Consider the following 16,428-nt stretch of genomic DNA (forward strand, 5'->3'; position numbering starts at 1 on the left):
AACCCTCCGAGGCCGAAGCCGCCTACCGCCGCCAGAGTGTCCATACTCCAGCAGCCTCCTCGCAAGGGCTTGCCAAGTCCTTAAAAAATCCCAGCCTCGCGAAAGCTGGCGGGCGGTGGGTCAGCGGGGCAGGTCGTCGATATCGCGCTTGCCGCCGGGACGGCGCAACCGAAGGCGGGCGGTGGACCCGCGGATCGCGGGCCGGCGAATCACCGGCCTGCGCTGAGCGCGGCGTTGCGCGCGCCGCTCGGCGGGCTTGTGCTGCCAGGTTTCCGGGCGCGCGGCCACCCAGCGCTGCGAGTGCCAGGCAAACGGGATGTGACCCAAATACAGCGCGACCAAGATCAGCAGCAACACGATCGGGTAGGTGACCAGCAGTGCGGCCGCCAACGCGACGAGCACCAGCAACCCGGCGGCGGCTTGCGGTGCGACCGACACCGACTTCATTGCCAGCGTCGGAATGGTGCTGACGCACAACGCCGCAGCACCGACCGTCCACGCCGCCACCGCATAGAAGGAGACCCACCAGCCGTCACCGAACACCACGAACAGCGCGACCGGCACCATGGCGATGAGCGCACCCGCCGGGGCGGGCACGCCGACGAAGTACTCGCGCGACCACTCCGGCCGGGTGTCGTCGTCCAGCAGGGTGTTGAACCTGGCCAGCCGCAGCACGATGCTCACCGCGAACAGCAGGGCAATGATCCAGCCCGCGGTTTCGCTGTGCAGCAGCGTCACGTAGAGCACGAGCGCGGGCGCGACGCCGAAGGAGATGGCGTCGGAGAGCGAATCCAGCTCCGCGCCGATCTTGGTGGTGGCGTCCAGCATTCGGGCGAGCCGCCCGTCGAGAGTGTCCAGCACGGCCGCGGCGCCGATCATCGCGAGCGCGATGTCGAGCCGGTTGTCCAGGCCGAACTTCACCGCGGACAATCCGGAGCACAGCGCCAGAATGGTCACCACGCTCGGCAGCAGCCGGATCGAGCGGCGCCGTCGTCGCTGAGTCGGGACAGCCGCTTCCATCATGAATCAGTGGATGCCGAGGACCCGAGCACCGCGAGGACGGTCTCGCCGCCGATGGTGCGCTGTCCCACTTGGACGAGTAGCTCGGTGCCCGCCGGGAAGTACGTGTCCAATCGGGACCCGAAGCGGATAAGCCCGTAGGTGTCACCGATGGTCAGCACGTCGCCGACCTGGGCGTCGCAGACGATCCGGCGGGCCAGCAGGCCCGCGATCTGCACCACGACGACCTGATGCCCGTCCGGGGTTTCCAGCACCATGCTGTTGCGTTCGTTGACCGAACTGGCCTCGGGGAGATCGGCCGAACGGAACTGGCCCGCCTGATGCAGGACCGTGCGCACGACACCGGAGACCGGCGTGCGCTGCACGTGCACGTCGAGAACGGAGAGGAAGATGCTCACCCGGGGCAGTGGCTGGTCGCCGAGGCCCAATTCCGCAGGCGGAGCGGCGGTGTCGACGAGGGCGATCTCACCGTCCGCTGGGGCGACCACGACACCGGGCCGGTTCGGCGGCACCCGGTTCGGGTGCCGGAAGAACGTCGCGCAGGCGGCCGCGGCCACCAGGCCCGTCCGGCGCACCCACTTGCGCTTGCCGCCGACGACGGCGATCGCCAGTGGTGCGGCGACGAACGGAAGCCCGGCGGGATGCAGCGGGGGAATCGCGTTGCGAACCAAATCGGCAACATGGCCGATTCCGGTGCGTTCAGGCGTGCCGGGCGGCGTGGGACGGCGGGCCACAGGCTCCTCTTTCGTACTAGATGCAGACGGATCGCGCCTTCAACGATAGGACCGGCGCAAGCGTTCACACCTTACGGGAAAAGGAGCCTGTGGCATGGTGCCGTCAGCTTCGGACTCGGCGGCCCATCACCAGACCGACCAGGAACAGCAGAATGACCGCGCCACCGAGGCAGGTGAAGAAGCTGAACCAGAGGCCGGCGCCTTCGACGTCGACGCCGAACAACTTCAGGATGAACCCGCCGAGTAGGCCACCGACGATGCCTACGACGATGTTCAACAAGATGCCCTGCTGGGCGTCCGTCTTCATGATCTTGCTGGCGATCCAGCCGGCAAGACCACCGATGATGATCCACCCGATAATCCCGAGACCGAGCATGGTGTCCTCGCAATCCGCGTCTGCGGTCCGTGGCGCGCAAGGACGCAGACACATAGTTGGGGCATGCCGAACGGAGCAATCAGCATGCTAACCGCGGGATACCCGGTGATTGTGAGAATACGCACGGCGAAACGCCGGTTCGCCAGCTAATATGAGGGGGCCTCATGTCTACGGCTCCGTAGGTGTGGCTGACGAGGGATCATTTCGAGGCTTCGGGGACAACCCGGCGGCGGTGCCGCAGGTACATAGGAGACGCACATGGCTGCTCGAATCGCCCAGACCACCGGGGCAGAGCACACGGCGATCCTCGGGCTCGGCGTATACCGCCCGGTTCGAGTCGTGACCAACGACGAGGTGGCGGGTCCGATCAACTCGAGCGACGAGTGGATCCAGACCAGGTCCGGGATCAAGACCCGGCGGTTCGCCGGGGAGTCGGAAACCATCCAGAGCATGAGTGTCGCCGCGGCCCAGGGGGCGCTCGAATCGTCGGGCATCGCGGTCGACCAGGTCGATTGCGTGATCGTCGCGACGTCGACGCACCTCTTGCTGACCCCCGCCGCCGCACCGCGGATCGCGACCGAACTCGGCATGAACGGCTCGGCGGCCTTCGACGTCTCCGCCGGTTGCGCGGGCTTCTGCCACGCCCTCGCGCTGGCCTCGGATCTGGTCCGCTGCGGTACCGCCGGGCACGTGCTGGTGATCGGTGTGGAGAAGCTGACCGACACGATCAACCCCAAGGACCGCTCCACCGCGTTCCTGTTCGCCGACGGCGCGGGTGCCGTGATCGTCGGCCCCTCGGCCGAGCCGGGCATCGGGCCGACGGTGTGGGGTTCGGACGGCACCCAGCATCACGCGATCCGGCAGGACAAGGACTGGGTCGAGTTCTTCCGCGAGATCGACGACAAGGGCCTCGACGCGGTGCGCCCGTACCTGGCGATGGAGGGCACCGCGGTATTCCGCTGGGCCGCACATTCCCTGGAGAAGGTCTGCCGCGACGCCATCGACCGGGCCGGACTGTCCACCGACGACCTGGACGCGATGATTCCGCACCAGGCCAACGGCCGGATCATCGAGATCATGGCGCGGGTGCTGAAGCTGCCGGAGAACTGCGCGCTGGCCAACGACATCGAGGAGACCGGCAATACCTCGGCCGCGTCGATCCCGCTGGCCATGGAGTCGCTGTTACGCAAGGGCGAGTCCAAGCCGGGTGATACCGCGTTGCTCATCGCCTTCGGCGCGGGGCTTTCCTATGCGGCACAGGTCGTTACGCTGCCCAAAGCGGCGATAAGCGGATAATTGATCAGCGCGGTCGGTTGATCAGCACAGTCAGTTGACTCAGCGCAGTCAGTCGATTCAGCGCAGTCCCCAGGTGACCTTCACGGTGAACGTCACCGTCTGGGTGCCGGGTTCCAGCGCGAGCGATTCCGGCGCCGCGTCCCGCGCGGACCCCTTCGGGATGTCGTCGCGGTTGCTTGCCTCGGTAATGGTGATGACCTCGGTCAACCGCACCCCGGCGAGCACCGCGTACTGCTCGGCGCGCGCCTTCGCGTCGGCGAACGCCCGCGCCCGCGCGTCGGCGAGCAGCTGAGAGTTGTCATCGATCGCGAAAGACACCGTGCGCAGCCTGGTTTCGTTGCCACCCGCCTTGATCGCGCTGTCCAGCACGCCGGATGCCTTGCTCAGCTCCCGCACGACGACGTGCACCGAGTTGGTGGCGCGGTAGCCGACGACGGTGTTGTTGTCGTCCGGGCCGCCCGCGTATTGCGGCTGAATCGAGACGTCGGTGGTGCGCACGTCCTCGCGGGGGAGTCCGGCGCCGACCATCGCGTCGGTCATCGCCCTGGCCTTCGCATCGGCGCGGTCGATGGCTGCCGAGACGTTGTCGGCGGTCACCTCGACGCCGATGTCGGCGTTCAGGATGTCCGGGGCGCCGCGCACCTGGCCGCTGCCGACCACGGTGACTTCTCGTTCGGGTCCGGAGTCGGACTTGCCGCAGCCGGTCACCAGCGCGGTGGTGACCGCGAGCGCGGCAATGGCCGCGGACCAGCGCGTCATTCGTCGCATACTCCGCAACATACGACCGAATGCCCGGCGCCGAGGGCGAACGCGCCGGACAGCCGGGTCAGCTCGTCGACTCGACCGCGGTCTTGATCTTGCCGAGCGTCTCGTGCATGCCGCGGACCAGTTCGGCCTCGAACGGCAGCTCGCCGCCGAGCGCGGCGTCGATGGCCTTGCGGGAGAGCCAGGTGGTGCCGTTGGCGACGTCGCGACGCTCGATCAGCCTGGTGCCGGTCTCGGTCGGCTCCAGCGTGTAGCTCCAGATGGAGCGGTTCTCGTTGATCCGGAACGCGAACGCCTGGTTCGGCTCGAAACGCACGATCCGGGCGGTGGTCGGCCAATACTTCTTGCCGTCCCGGTTCAGGTTGAGCACCCAGGTGCCCGCCTTCGGGGTGCCGAGCGGCAGCATCCGCACGCACTGCGGGCTGAACTCGGGCATCCGCTTCACATCCGAGACCACGGCCCACACCTGCTCGGGCGACGCGGCGATATCAATGGTGGCTTCGAGATTTTTCGGCAACTCTGCCTCCGGGGTTCATGCGAACGAACCGACAGTGTCCGGCCGAGCGCGCTTGACGGGTAGTGCACATATTAATCGGGAAGACAGTTGGGTCACATTCAGCATGTTGTCCACGGATCTCGGTAATGGCCAGCGCACAATGCCGGATAGAAGAAGCAAAGACACTGCCTCCAGCTTTCCCGTCCAACGTGAGGTGATCGGCCGTGAAACTGCGCTCCCTCTTACCGCGTCGCCATGCGGAGAATGTTCCGCTACTTCCGGCCGACGAGACCGGCGGTCCGCCCGCCCGCGACTCGTCGGCCGAGAATCTCGAGCGGCTGCTGACCCCCAGTGAGCTCGACCTCATCCGCCACCACAAGCTGTGACGGGCCGGTTGTCCGCCAGCAGTGAACGCCGACTGCACGGTTTGTATCGACGATTCATACTCGTCAGGTGACTTCACCCGCTGCCACGAAACCGGCCATCTTGAGCGTCGATGACGATCCTGGGGTTTCCCGCGCGGTCGTACGCGACCTGCGACGCCGCTACGGCGCCGACTACCGGATTCTGCGCGCGGAATCGGGCGCCCAGGCGCTCGACGCGCTGCGCGAGATGAAATTGCGCGGCCAGCCGGTCGCCGTCCTGATCGCCGATTACCGGATGCCGGGCATGGACGGCATCGAATTCCTCGAGCAGGCGATGGACCTGCACCCCTACGCCCGCCGCGTACTGCTGACCGCCTACGCCGACACCAGCGCCGCGATCAACGCGATCAACGTGGTCGACCTGGACCACTACCTGCTCAAGCCGTGGGACCCGCCGGAAGAGAAGCTGTACCCGGTGCTGGACGGCCTGCTCGAAGCGTGGCGCAGCAGCGAACACCGGCCGGTCACCGAGACCAAGGTGGTCGGCAACCGCTGGTCGCCGCGTTCCTCGGAGGTGCGCGAGTTCCTCGCCCGCAATCAACTTCCCTACCGCTGGTACCTGGCCGACGAGCCGGAGGGTGCGCGACTGCTGGAGGCGGCCGGTGCCGACCCCGAGCGATGTCCGGTGGTGATCACCGCGGCCGGTGCCGCCCTGGTGCAGCCATCCGACAGCGAGCTCGCGCAGAACGTCGGCCTCACCGTCAACGCAACGGGCGACTTCTACGACCTGATCGTGGTCGGCGGCGGACCGGCCGGTCTCGGCGCGGCGGTGTACGGCGCCTCGGAGGGGTTGCGCACGGTGTTGGTCGAACGCACCGCGACCGGCGGCCAGGCCGGGCAGAGTTCGCGCATCGAGAACTATCTCGGCTTCCCCGACGGGGTGTCCGGCGGGCAATTGGCCGACCGGGCGCGGCGGCAGGCGGCGAAATTCGGCGCCGAGGTGATCACCACCCGCGAGGTGGTCGCGTTGGAGGTGAACGGTTCCGCCCGCACCGTGCGGTTCGCCGACGGCGGCCGGCTCTGCGCGCACACGGTGATCATCGCGACCGGTGTCGATTACCGCCGTCATCCGGCCCCCGGCGTCGACGACTTCACCGGCCGCGGTGTGTATTACGGCTCGGCGATGACCGAAGCTTCCGAGTGCGCCGACCGGGATGTCTACATCGTCGGCGGCGCGAACTCGGCGGGGCAGGCGGCGGTGTTCTTGTCCCGCAACGCGAATACCGTCCATCTGCTCGTGCGATCCGACTCGCTGGACAACTCGATGTCGCACTACCTGATCCAGCAGATCGCGCAGATACCGAATATCAAGGTGCACACCAATACCGAGGTGACCGCCGCCGACGGCGACGACCACCTGCAACAGATCGTGTTGCGCAACAACGAGACCGGTGTCGAGGAAAAAGCGGATGCCGAGCGGCTCTTCCTGTTCATCGGCGCCGCGCCGCAAACCGACTGGCTCGACGGCGTGATCAAGCGCGACCAGGACGGTTATGTCCTGGCCGGGCCCGACCTGCTGGTCGACGGCGCGCGTCCGGCGGGTTGGGAATTGCCGCGGCCGCCACATCATTTGGAGACGAGCGTGCCCGGCGTGTTCGTGGCAGGCGACGTGCACGCCGATTCGGCAAAGCGCGTCGCCTCCGCGGTCGGCGAGGGCGCGATGGCGGTCATGCTCGTGCACCGGTACCTCGCGTAAACAGGAGGCTGGCAGATGAACTCAACGGAGAACGCGGACCGCAGCAGCCGAATGGTCTGCGACCCAGCGGAATTGCGTACCCTGTTCCTGTTCGAGAAGCTCAACGACGAGCAGCTGGACTGGCTGTGCCGGGACGGGCGGATCGAAACCATCGAACCGGGACTGGTTTTCCGCGAGGGCGAACCAGCCACCTGCTTCTACGTGCTGATGGACGGCGAGGTCGTGCTGACCAAGCTGTCCGGCGGCACCGAGATCGAGCTGGTGCGCACCCAGCACCGCGGCTCCTACGCGGGCGCCTGGATGGCCTACATCGGCGACAAGGTCGACCAGACCTATAGCGGGTCGATGTCGGTGACCAGGCCGTCCCGCTTCTATGTGCTCGACGCCGAGATCTTCGCCCAGATGATGCACGAATGGTTCCCGATGGCGGTGCACCTGCTGGAGGGCGTGTTCTTCGGCAACCGCAACACCAACGCGCGCGTCGGCCAGCGCGAGCGGCTGCTCGCCCTCGGCTCGCTGTCGGCGGGTCTCACCCACGAGCTGAACAACCCGGCCGCCGCCGCGGTGCGGGCCACCTCAGGGCTGCGCGAACGGGTCGCGGGCATGCGCCACAAGCTGGCCATGATGGCCGATGGCAAGTTCGACACCGCTTCCCTCGGCGCGCTGGTGCGGTTGCAGGAGGAGGCGGCGGCCCAGGTGGCCAAGGCGCCGGAGCTGACGCCGTTGGAGGCCGCCGACCGGGAGGACGTGCTCGGCGAGTGGCTGGACGAGCACGGCATCATCGACGGCTGGAACCTCGCGCCGAACTTCGTGCAGGCCGGCTTCGACGTGGACTGGCTCGAGCGCGTGGCGGCAACCCTCGAGGGCAGCACCGACCAGGTGTTCCAGGGCGCGATCCGGTGGTTGAACTACACCATCGAGACCGAGCTGATGATGAACGAGATCGCCGACTCGACCACCCGCATCTCGTCGCTGGTCAACGCGGCCAAGCAGTATTCGCAGATGGATCGGGCGCCGTTCCAGGTGGTGGACATCCACGATCTGCTCGACAGCACCCTGGTGATGCTCAGCCGCAAGATCGGCGACGGGGTCGAGGTGGTCAAGGAGTACGACCGCTCGCTACCCCAGGTGCCTTGCTACGCAGCGGAATTGAACCAGGTGTGGACCAACCTGATCGACAACGCGGTGTACGCGATGCAGGGGCAGGGCACGCTGTCCATCCGCACCAGGCACGAGAACGACTGTGCCGTCATCGAAATCGGCGACACCGGCACCGGCATCCCGGACGACGTGCGCAGCCGGATCTTCGAACCGTTCTTCACCACCAAACCGATGGGCGAGGGCACCGGGCTCGGCCTGGACATCTCGTTCCGGATCGTGGTGAACAAGCACGAGGGCGACATCCAGGTCGACTCCGAGCCGGGCGACACCAGATTCACCGTGTGGCTGCCACTGCACCGGACGCCGGAGAACCCGGAGGACAATCAGGCCGAATCCGAATCCAGCGCAGGAGGTCAATGATGACGCGGGAGTTCGAGGGCATCGACCCGGCGGTGCCGCCGAGCGGCACCGGATGTGTGGAATGCGAAGCGTCGCAGGGGTGGTGGGTGCATCTGCGCCGCTGCGCCCAGTGCGGGCACATCGGCTGCTGCGATACCTCACCCGACCAGCACGCCAGCAAGCACGCGCAAGACACCGGCCACCCGTTCATTCAGAGCTTCGAGCCGGGCGAGGACTGGTACTGGAACTTCCGGACCGAGGAAATGTACGGCGACGGACCGGAACTCGCCCCACCCACCAGCCACCCTGCCGACCAGGGCGTTCCCGGCCCGCGTCACCGGGTGCCGGAGGACTGGCAGGCACACCTCCACTGAACCGCCGGCACCCGGTACGCTGCACCGAACACGCCGGAGGCGCCGGCACACGATCCACCGGGGAAAGCACGGTATGAAGCGAACTTCCGCCATCGTCCTGGCCACCGGGACGGTGGCTTTGGTGCTGGCCGGCTGCGGCCAGTCCTCGAACGATGCCACCGCGGCGAACGCATCGCGCACGGGCGGTTCGACCAGCGCGACGGCGCCCGCGCGGCCGCCGTCGCCGGCCGCGGCACCGAGCACCGGCACGCCGGGCAGCGCGCCGACCGCCAACCAACCGAGCACTCCCGCGGCCGGCGACCCGTCGAAGGTCACCTGCGCCGAGTTCAAGCAGCTCGACACCGACGCGGAGAAGGCGCTGATCGAGCAGATCCTGGCGGACAACCCCGACAGCACGTTCGCGGGCAGCCCGAATGTCGCGCTCGGCACGGCGAAGCTGGTCTGCCTGTCCGGCAGCGTGGCCGATACGCCGGTCGGCGTGGCCGCCGGGATCGTCCCCAAGAACAAGTAGCACCCGCCGTCCCCGCCCCGGCCGCGCTCCGGCGCGGCAGAATGGCACGGTGGCAGAACTGGCGCTCACCGCTCGACTGAACCCCTCCGCGGCCGACGCACGCCGCGGCGTGGTGCGACTACACCCCGAGGCGCTGACCGCGCTCGGGCTGCGCGAGTGGGACGGCATAGCGCTCGTCGGATCGCGGCGCACCGCCGCGGTGGTCGGCGTGGCACCGGCGGGTTCGCCGGCCGGCGTCGCGCTGCTGGACGACGTGACGCTGTCCAACGCGGGCTTGCGCGAGGACGCGACGGTGGTCATCGCGCCGGCGACGGTGTACGGCGCCAGACAGATCTCGGTGAGCGGCTCGGTGCACGCCACCCGCACCATCCCGGCGGCGACGCTGCGGCAGGCGCTGCTCGGCAAGGTGGTGACCGTCGGTGACGCGGTCTCGCTGTTGCCGCGCGATCTCGGTCCCGATATCAGCTCCGCCGCGGCCTCCCAGGCGCTGTCGCGCACCTTCGGCATCGCCTGGACCACCGAGTTGCTCACCGTCACCGCCACCGATCCGCGCGGGCCGGTGAGCGTTCAGCCGAACACCGCGGTCGTCTGGGGCGCGGGCGTGGTGGCGGCCAGAGACGCGGCCGACCGAGCCATGGCCGGGATGCCGATCCCGCCGGGCGAGGCGTCCCGAGGCGCCACCGAGGCCGCCGCCTTCGAGGGAGCGGCCGCCGCCAACGGCGCACCAGACGGCAGGAGCGCGGCCATCAGGGAAGCCAATCCACCGATCACCGTCAAAGACCTGGCGGGTGCGCACAGCCAGGCGACGAAACTCGCCGAATGGCTCAGCCTCGCCCTCGACGAACCCGAGTTGCTCAAAACCCTCGGCGCCACACCGCGTCTCGGCGTACTGATCACCGGCCCGGCGGGCGTCGGCAAGGCCACCCTGGCGCGCGCGGTCACCGCGCCGCGCCGCCTGGTCGAACTGGACGGGCCGACGATCGGGGCCGCCGAGAGCGGCACCCGGCTGCGCGAGGTGGCCAAGGCGGTGGCCGATGTCGGTTCCGGCCAGGGCGGCATCCTGCTGATCACCGACATCGATGCGCTGCTGCCCGCGCAGGCGGAGCCGGTCGCCACGCTCATTCTCGATCAGCTGCGGGCCGCGGTCGCCGAGCCGTGCGTCGCCTTCCTCGCCACCACGGCGCACCCCGCCGGGATCGATCCGCGGTTGCGCGCGCCCGACTTGTGCGACCGCGAACTCGCCCTCGCCCTACCCACTGCCGCCGTACGCAAGTCACTGCTGGAGCAACTGCTGCGTCGAGTGCCGACGGCGGAGCTGAAGCTCGACGAGATCGCCGCGCGCACACCCGGATTCGTGGTCTCCGACCTCGCCGCGCTGTGCCGGGAGGCGGCGCTGCGGGCGGCCTCGCGGGCCAGCAAGGAGCACACCGAACCGCAACTGACCCAACCGGATCTGCTCGATGCGTTGAAAGTGATTCGGCCACTGTCCCGCTCGGGCATGGACGAACTGGCCATCGGCAGCCTCAGCCTGGACGAGGTCGGCGACATGGTGCAGACCAAGCAGGCCCTCACCGAAACGGTGCTGTGGCCGCTGCGCCACCCGGATTCGTTCGCCCGCCTCGGCATCGATCCGCCGCGCGGCGTGCTGCTCTACGGCCCGCCCGGCTGCGGCAAGACCTTCCTGGTGCGGGCGCTGGCGAGCACCGGTCAGCTCAGCGTGCACACGGTGAAGGGCGCCGAGCTGATGGACAAGTGGGTCGGCTCGTCCGAGCGAGCGGTGCGCGAATTGTTCCAGCGCGCACGCGATTCCGCGCCGTCGCTGATCTTCCTGGACGAGGTGGACGCGCTCGCCCCGCGGCGCGGCCAGAGCGGGGATTCCGGGGTGGGCGACCGGGTGGTCGCCGCCCTGCTCACCGAGCTCGACGGGGTGGAACCGCTGCGCGATGTGGTGGTGCTCGGCGCGACGAACCGGCCCGAGCTGATCGATCCGGCACTGCTGCGGCCGGGACGGCTGGAACGCCTGGTCTTCGTGCCACCGCCGGACGGTGCGGCGCGGCTGGAGATCCTGCGGACGGCGGGGCGGTCGGTGCCGCTGGCCGACGACGTCGACCTGGCCGCCCTGGCCCGCAAGCTCGACGGCTACTCCGCCGCGGACTGCGCCGCGCTGTTGCGCGAGGCCGCGCTGACCGCGATGCGCCGCGATCTCGACGCCGCCGATGTCACCGCGGCGGATGTGGCGGCGGCGCGGGCGGTGGTCCGGCCCTCGCTGGACGCGCTGCAGGTCGAGTCGCTGCGTCGCTACGCGGAGACGAGGGGCCAGCCCACGGGCAGCGAAGGGCGCTACCTATAGCCGTTGCCGATGAGTCGGCAACCTGCCGTAAATGGCCACTATCTGGCACTTCCCCAGCTTAGACATGCACTGGCGAAGCGATGGCAATCACAGTCGTGCCGGGTGGACCCAGGTATGTTCGGCAGGTGCGGCGGATCGGTGATGCGTTCGATACGGTCACGGCTTTCTTCGGAGCCGCGGTCGCGGGCGTGACGCTGTTCCTGCCGATCACCTTCAGCTCGATCAGGGACAGCACGCCGTATCAGATCGCCAGCCTGATCAACAGCGTGCCGCGCGGCGCGGCCATCGGTGTGATCGTCGCCGTCGCCGTCGCGGTGGTCGTCGGCACCAGCACCCGACCGGCGGTGGCGTGGTCTGCCGCGTTGTTCGGCGCGATCGCGCAGTTGGTCAACCACATTGCGGGCCGCCATGTTTCGTCCGCCGACATGCTCACCACGCAGAATTACATCGACTCGATCTGCGCCGGGATCCTGCTCGGCGCGCTCGGCGTCGCGGTGCTGCGCAAGCCGTTGCCCGCCGCGGGCTTCGCCATCGGCGGCGTCGGGTTCTTCGTGTTCAGCGACCTCGCGGAATTCCTCGATATCGACGAGGATCCATTCGCCGTGCTGGAGACGCCGCCGAGCTGGCTGATCGGGCTGGCGCTGACGCTGCTGATCATCAGCACCCTGCGCAATCGATCCAGCATCGGCCGGCCCGAGCCGCCGACGATGTCGATCGAGCTTCCGGTGGCGCCGATCCTTGCGGCGATGGTGCTCGCCCTGGTGATCCTCGCCGTCACCGAATGGCTGCACCGGCAGTTCACCGACGCGCCCGCCATCGACCACGCGGTCGATATCGGGCTCACCGCCGCGGCCACGGTGTTCGCCGCGACGGCCGCGGCCATGCTGTTGCCCGGCCGCGACGGGTGCGCCATCTATCTCGCGGTCAGCTTGACCGCGGCCGCCGACGCCTTCGGCTACGCCGCCCGGCCCGGCTGGAGCGTCTGGCCGCTGCTCGCGCTGACCGCCCTCGGCATGTTCGCCGGTGTCCGCCGACCCTCGGTGGCGCTGGCGGTCGCGCTCCTCGCCGGGATCACCGTCTTCGCCATCCGCACCCCGCCGGACAGCAACTGGGTTCTCTTCTCGGCCGGGAGCGCGATACTCGCCCTCACCGCGGGCTATTGCTGTAGCACCGCCCGGCCGCGGTACGCGCCCAGCGCCGTGCTGGCGATTACCGCCCTGTACCTGCCGACGGTCATCACCGCACTGCCGGACGACAGCAAGAGCTGGCAACTGCCGGACCCCGCGGCACACGACTCGACACCGGGACGCGCCGCGCTGGCGATCGTCCTCGGCAGCGCGGTCGGCATCGCCGTGCTGCATCATTTCCGACCACGCGGTGGGCCACAGCCGACCGGGCGCGCGACGAATGCAGCGTTAGCGGATGCATAGCCCCACCAGCAGATCATGGCCGACGCCATACCCGGCGGAACCGCGGAAAGCGCCAGGCTCCACGTAGGATTGTCCCGCGCAACCCCGCCGCCCCTACCCGACGGAGTGCAGTTTGCTCGCAATCCTGCTTGCCCTCGCCGCAGCCGCGCTGGTCGCACCGCTGTGGGTAAGGGCGCTGGGGCGCAACGCTTTCTACCTGCTTGCGCTGGTCCCGCTCGGCGGCCTCGGCTGGGTGATCGCGAATTGGGGTAGCACACAGCGGGTTCGGCTCGCGTGGGCGCCGAGCATCGACATGAACATCGATCTGCGGTTCGATTCGCTCGCCGCGGTCATGTCCGTGCTGGTGCTCGGCATCGGTGCGCTGATCCTGGGCTACTGCGCCAGATACTTCGAGGACGACGAACCCCGCCTCGGGGTGTTCGCGGCCGAGATGGTCGGCTTCGCCGGGGCCATGTTCGGCCTGGTGATCAGCGACAACATGCTGTTGCTGTTCGTCTTCTGGGAAGTGACGACGGTACTGTCGTTCCTGCTCGTCGGCCACAATGCCGATCAGGCGAACAGTCGGCGCGCGGCCATCCAGGCGCTGCTGGTGACCGCCGCGGGCGGGCTGGCCATGCTGGTCGGCTTGATCATCCTCGGCGAGGCGAACGACAGCTACCTGCTCTCCGATCTGCTGGCGCGTGCGCAGCCGCCGACGGGCCTCGCGGTGAATGTCGCGGTGGTGCTGATCCTGATCGGCGCGCTCAGCAAGTCCGCGGTGGTGCCGCTGCATTTCTGGTTGCCCGGCGCGATGGCGGCGCCGACGCCGGTGAGCGCGTACCTGCATGCCGCCGCCATGGTGAAGGCCGGTGTGTATCTGGTCGCGCGGCTGGCGCCGGTGTTCGCGGACAACCCGGTCTGGCATCCGCTCGTGCTCACCCTCGGGGTGGTGTCGATGCTGCTCGCCGGGTTGCGGTCGCTCGAAGTTGTCGATCTGAAGCTGGTGCTGGCGTTCGGCACGGTGAGCCAGCTGGGATTCCTGATCGTGCTGGTCGGCCTCGGCACGCCGGACGCGGCGCTGGCCGGTATCGCGCTGATCGTGGCGCACGCGTTGTTCAAGGCGTGCCTGTTCATGGTCGTCGGGATCATCGATCACGGCGCGGGCACCCGCGATCTGCGCCGACTGTCCGGGCTCGGGCGCCGGGCGCCGGTGCTGTGCGGCATCACGGTGCTGGCCGCGTTGAGCATGGCCGGGATTCCGCCGTTGGTCGGTTTCGTCGGGAAGGAGAGCGCGCTCGCCGCGATCCTGGACACCGATACCCTCGCCGAGCCCGCCCGGCTGGCGCTGGCGGTCGGCGTGGTGCTCGGGTCGATGTTGACCGTCGGCTACAGCATTCGCTTCGTCTGGGGCGCTTTCGCGGACAAGGAAGGGATCGCGCGGCCCGCCGCCCACGGCGCGCATCGGGTTCGCCGGGTGGCCGACTACGCCACCGAGAATCACCGGCCGACAGCGGGTTCCGATGCCTCCGGCAGCGGAGATCCGCACGTATCGGCCGACGGCGGCTGGCACGCACCGGGGGCACTGTTCCTGGCGTCCCCCGCGATCCTCGCGGTGGCCAGCCTCGCCGCCGGTCTGGCGGCACCGTGGATGGATCGCCTGCTGAGTCCCTACGCGGAAACCTTTACCACCGACCTGCTTTCGTCGCTGTCCCTGTGGCACGGCGTGACTCTCCCACTGGCGCTGACGGTTCTGGTCATCGTCGGCGGCATCGCGCTGTTCCAGCTGCGCGATCGACTCCGGGATCCCACGCGGCCGCGACTCGGCAATGCCGACCGCGCCTACGACGCCACCCTGCGCGCCATGGACCGGCTGTCGCTGCGGATGACCGGAGCGGTGCAGCGCGGGTCGCTGCCGCTGAGTCAGGCGACCATCCTCGGCACGCTGATCATCCTGCCGTCCGTGCTGCTCGCCCTCGGCACCCGCACCGGAGTCGAACTGCGCCTGTGGGATTCGCCGCTACAGGCGGTGATCGGCGGGATCATGGTGGCGATGGCGCTCGGCGCGACGGTGCTGCGCAACCGGCTGGCCAGCGTGCTCGTCGTCGGAGTGACCGGTTACGGCTGTGGCGTGATCTTCGCCTTGCACGGCGCGCCCGATCTCGCGCTGACCCAATTCCTGGTGGAGACACTGACTCTGGTGATCTTCGTGCTGGTACTGCGCGCGTTCCCGGCGGAAATCGAGGAGAGCAAGGCGACCGCCTTCAAAGCGCGCCGCGCGATCCTCGCGGGGCTGGTCGGTACGGCCGTCACGGTGCTCGGCGCGTTCGCCGTCGCCGCCCGCACGGCCGAACCTATTTGGCACCGAATCCCCGATGCCGCATATGAATTCGGCGGCGGCAAGAACGCCGTGAATGTGCTGCTCGTCGACATCCGCGCCTGGGACACCCTCGGCGAGATCTCGGTGCTGGTGGTCGCCGCGACCGGCGTCGCCTCGCTGGTGTTCCGCAGCCGCCGCTTCGGCAGCGCGCCACGCGCCGCGGATTCGCCGCACTACGACCCGGATCTGGTGAGCTGGCTGCCCGCCGGGCGGCTGGTCGATCGCGCGGACCGCTCGATGGTCATGCAGATCACCACCCGGCTGGTGTTCCCCACCATCATGGTGCTGTCGGTGTACTTCTTCTTCTCCGGCCACAACGCGCCGGGTGGCGGCTTCGCGGGCGGCCTCACCGCCGGGCTCGCGTTGACGCTGCGCTATCTCGCGGGCGGCCGCTACGAACTCGGCGAGGCACTGCCGGTCGACGCGGGCCACCTGCTCGGCGCCGGTCTGACGCTGTCCGCCGGAACCGCCGTCACCTCACTGTTTTTCGGCGCGCCGCCGCTGTCCTCGGCGATCTTCGAGGTGACGCTGCCGGTGCTCGGCCACCTCAAACTGGTGACCGCGCTGTTCTTCGATCTCGGCGTCTATCTGATCGTCGTCGGTCTGGTGCTCGATGTGCTGCGCAGCCTCGGCGCGCGACTGGACAGCGAGCTGCCCGTGAGCGAAACCGTCTCGGCGAAGGGAGGTTCCGCGCGATGACCGCCAATCTCACGCTATTGGTCGTCATCGGGATCCTGGTCGCCTGTGGCGTGTATCTGATCCTCGAACGCGCCGTGTCGAAGATGCTGCTCGGCATGATCCTGTTCGGCAATGCGGTGAACCTGCTGATCATCACCCTGGCCGGCCCCGACGGCCGGGCACCCATCCAGGGCCAGACCGACACCACCCAGCGCGACACGGCCGACCCACTCGCCCAGGCCATGGTGCTCACCGCGATCGTGATCACCATGGGCCTCGCGGCGTTCGTCCTCGCCCTCGCCTACCGCTCCTTCATGCTCACCACCACCGACGATGTCGGAAACGATCAGGAAGATATCGACGTCGCCCGCCGACGTGCGGGAGAGGACCCGGAAGATTGAGCCTCATCCTCTCCCCCGGC

The 16,428-nt window shown here is 68.7% G+C and carries 15 protein-coding genes; 10 read left to right on the plus strand and 5 right to left on the minus strand.

Features of this window, described 5'->3' with window-relative positions; genetic code table 11:
• Positions 1-120 precede the first annotated feature (120 nt).
• From ACFK0J_RS37615 to ACFK0J_RS37625, 3 genes are all read right to left on the minus strand, one after another.
• Positions 121-1,020 carry a CDP-alcohol phosphatidyltransferase family protein gene (locus tag ACFK0J_RS37615; RefSeq protein ID WP_378743296.1) on the minus strand — a complete coding sequence of 300 codons (900 nt, stop codon included), beginning with the start codon at positions 1,018-1,020 and terminating at the stop codon, positions 121-123.
• Entirely contained in the window at positions 1,020-1,754 is a 735-nt protein-coding gene (locus ACFK0J_RS37620; RefSeq protein WP_218472060.1) for a phosphatidylserine decarboxylase, read from the minus strand. Before ACFK0J_RS37620 ends, ACFK0J_RS37615 begins: the two co-directional genes overlap by 1 nt.
• Positions 1,755-1,857: 103 nt before the next feature.
• Complete coding sequence (locus ACFK0J_RS37625; protein ID WP_218472061.1) at positions 1,858-2,130, minus strand: GlsB/YeaQ/YmgE family stress response membrane protein; 273 nt, start codon at positions 2,128-2,130, stop codon at positions 1,858-1,860.
• Positions 2,131-2,388: 258 nt separating this feature from the next.
• Here ACFK0J_RS37625 and ACFK0J_RS37630 point away from each other — a divergent pair, with 258 nt between their 5' ends.
• Positions 2,389-3,426 carry a beta-ketoacyl-ACP synthase III gene (locus ACFK0J_RS37630; protein WP_378734431.1) on the plus strand — a complete coding sequence of 346 codons (1,038 nt, stop codon included), beginning with the start codon at positions 2,389-2,391 and terminating at the stop codon, positions 3,424-3,426.
• A 57-nt stretch (positions 3,427-3,483) separates the two neighbouring features.
• On the opposite strand, the gene ACFK0J_RS37635 is transcribed toward ACFK0J_RS37630, so the two are convergent.
• Both ACFK0J_RS37635 and ACFK0J_RS37640 read right to left on the minus strand, forming a co-directional pair.
• Positions 3,484-4,194: an SIMPL domain-containing protein gene (locus tag ACFK0J_RS37635; protein ID WP_378734432.1), complete on the minus strand. Its 711-nt coding sequence runs from the start codon at positions 4,192-4,194 to the stop codon at positions 3,484-3,486.
• Between the two features lie 58 nt (positions 4,195-4,252).
• Positions 4,253-4,708 (minus strand): SRPBCC family protein, encoded by a 456-nt coding sequence (locus ACFK0J_RS37640; protein WP_378734433.1) that lies wholly within the window; start codon positions 4,706-4,708, stop codon positions 4,253-4,255.
• Positions 4,709-4,911: 203 nt separating this feature from the next.
• On the opposite strand from ACFK0J_RS37640, the gene ACFK0J_RS37645 reads away from it, so the two are divergent.
• The 9 genes from ACFK0J_RS37645 to ACFK0J_RS37685 all read left to right on the plus strand — a co-directional run bounded on the left by ACFK0J_RS37645 (position 4,912) and on the right by ACFK0J_RS37685 (position 16,408).
• A complete protein-coding gene (locus tag ACFK0J_RS37645; RefSeq protein WP_218472064.1) occupies positions 4,912-5,073 on the plus strand; it encodes a hypothetical protein in 162 nt (53 codons plus the stop codon).
• A gap of 67 nt (positions 5,074-5,140) precedes the next feature.
• Entirely contained in the window at positions 5,141-6,808 is a 1,668-nt protein-coding gene (locus ACFK0J_RS37650; RefSeq protein WP_378734434.1) for an FAD-dependent oxidoreductase, read from the plus strand.
• 15 nt (positions 6,809-6,823) lie between these two features.
• Positions 6,824-8,329 carry an ATP-binding protein gene (locus tag ACFK0J_RS37655; RefSeq protein WP_378734435.1) on the plus strand — a complete coding sequence of 502 codons (1,506 nt, stop codon included), beginning with the start codon at positions 6,824-6,826 and terminating at the stop codon, positions 8,327-8,329.
• Positions 8,329-8,682: a UBP-type zinc finger domain-containing protein gene (locus tag ACFK0J_RS37660; protein WP_378743298.1), complete on the plus strand. Its 354-nt coding sequence runs from the start codon at positions 8,329-8,331 to the stop codon at positions 8,680-8,682. Before ACFK0J_RS37655 ends, ACFK0J_RS37660 begins: the two co-directional genes overlap by 1 nt.
• A 73-nt stretch (positions 8,683-8,755) precedes the next feature.
• Positions 8,756-9,193, plus strand: a complete 438-nt coding sequence (locus ACFK0J_RS37665; RefSeq protein ID WP_378734436.1) for a hypothetical protein — start codon at positions 8,756-8,758, stop codon at positions 9,191-9,193.
• Positions 9,194-9,242: 49 nt separating this feature from the next.
• Positions 9,243-11,543 carry an AAA family ATPase gene (locus ACFK0J_RS37670; protein ID WP_378734437.1) on the plus strand — a complete coding sequence of 767 codons (2,301 nt, stop codon included), beginning with the start codon at positions 9,243-9,245 and terminating at the stop codon, positions 11,541-11,543.
• A gap of 80 nt (positions 11,544-11,623) precedes the next feature.
• Positions 11,624-12,973: a hypothetical protein gene (locus ACFK0J_RS37675; protein WP_378734438.1), complete on the plus strand. Its 1,350-nt coding sequence runs from the start codon at positions 11,624-11,626 to the stop codon at positions 12,971-12,973.
• A 112-nt stretch (positions 12,974-13,085) separates the two neighbouring features.
• Complete coding sequence (locus ACFK0J_RS37680; protein WP_378734439.1) at positions 13,086-16,028, plus strand: Na+/H+ antiporter subunit A; 2,943 nt, start codon at positions 13,086-13,088, stop codon at positions 16,026-16,028.
• On the plus strand, positions 16,025-16,408 hold the full coding sequence (locus ACFK0J_RS37685; protein ID WP_378734440.1) for a Na(+)/H(+) antiporter subunit C: 384 nt from the start codon (positions 16,025-16,027) through the stop codon (positions 16,406-16,408). Before ACFK0J_RS37680 ends, ACFK0J_RS37685 begins: the two co-directional genes overlap by 4 nt.
• Positions 16,409-16,428 lie beyond the last annotated feature (20 nt).

The sequence above is a fragment of the Nocardia brasiliensis genome, assembly GCF_042691675.1.
Lineage (GTDB): Bacteria > Actinomycetota > Actinomycetes > Mycobacteriales > Mycobacteriaceae > Nocardia > Nocardia brasiliensis_D.

What these genes read in the sequence shown, in the direction of transcription:
- ACFK0J_RS37615 (WP_378743296.1), bottom strand. Translation starts at nt 1,020, where the DNA reads ATGGAAGCGGCTGTCCCGACTCAGCGACGACGGCGCCGCTCGATCCGG.
- ACFK0J_RS37625 (WP_218472061.1), bottom strand. Translation starts at nt 2,130, where the DNA reads ATGCTCGGTCTCGGGATTATCGGGTGGATCATCATCGGTGGTCTTGCC.
- ACFK0J_RS37630 (WP_378734431.1), top strand. Translation starts at nt 2,389, where the DNA reads ATGGCTGCTCGAATCGCCCAGACCACCGGGGCAGAGCACACGGCGATC.
- ACFK0J_RS37635 (WP_378734432.1), bottom strand. Translation starts at nt 4,194, where the DNA reads ATGCGACGAATGACGCGCTGGTCCGCGGCCATTGCCGCGCTCGCGGTC.
- ACFK0J_RS37655 (WP_378734435.1), top strand. Translation starts at nt 6,824, where the DNA reads ATGAACTCAACGGAGAACGCGGACCGCAGCAGCCGAATGGTCTGCGAC.
- ACFK0J_RS37660 (WP_378743298.1), top strand. Translation starts at nt 8,329, where the DNA reads ATGACGCGGGAGTTCGAGGGCATCGACCCGGCGGTGCCGCCGAGCGGC.
- ACFK0J_RS37665 (WP_378734436.1), top strand. Translation starts at nt 8,756, where the DNA reads ATGAAGCGAACTTCCGCCATCGTCCTGGCCACCGGGACGGTGGCTTTG.
- ACFK0J_RS37675 (WP_378734438.1), top strand. Translation starts at nt 11,624, where the DNA reads ATGGCAATCACAGTCGTGCCGGGTGGACCCAGGTATGTTCGGCAGGTG.
- ACFK0J_RS37685 (WP_378734440.1), top strand. Translation starts at nt 16,025, where the DNA reads ATGACCGCCAATCTCACGCTATTGGTCGTCATCGGGATCCTGGTCGCC.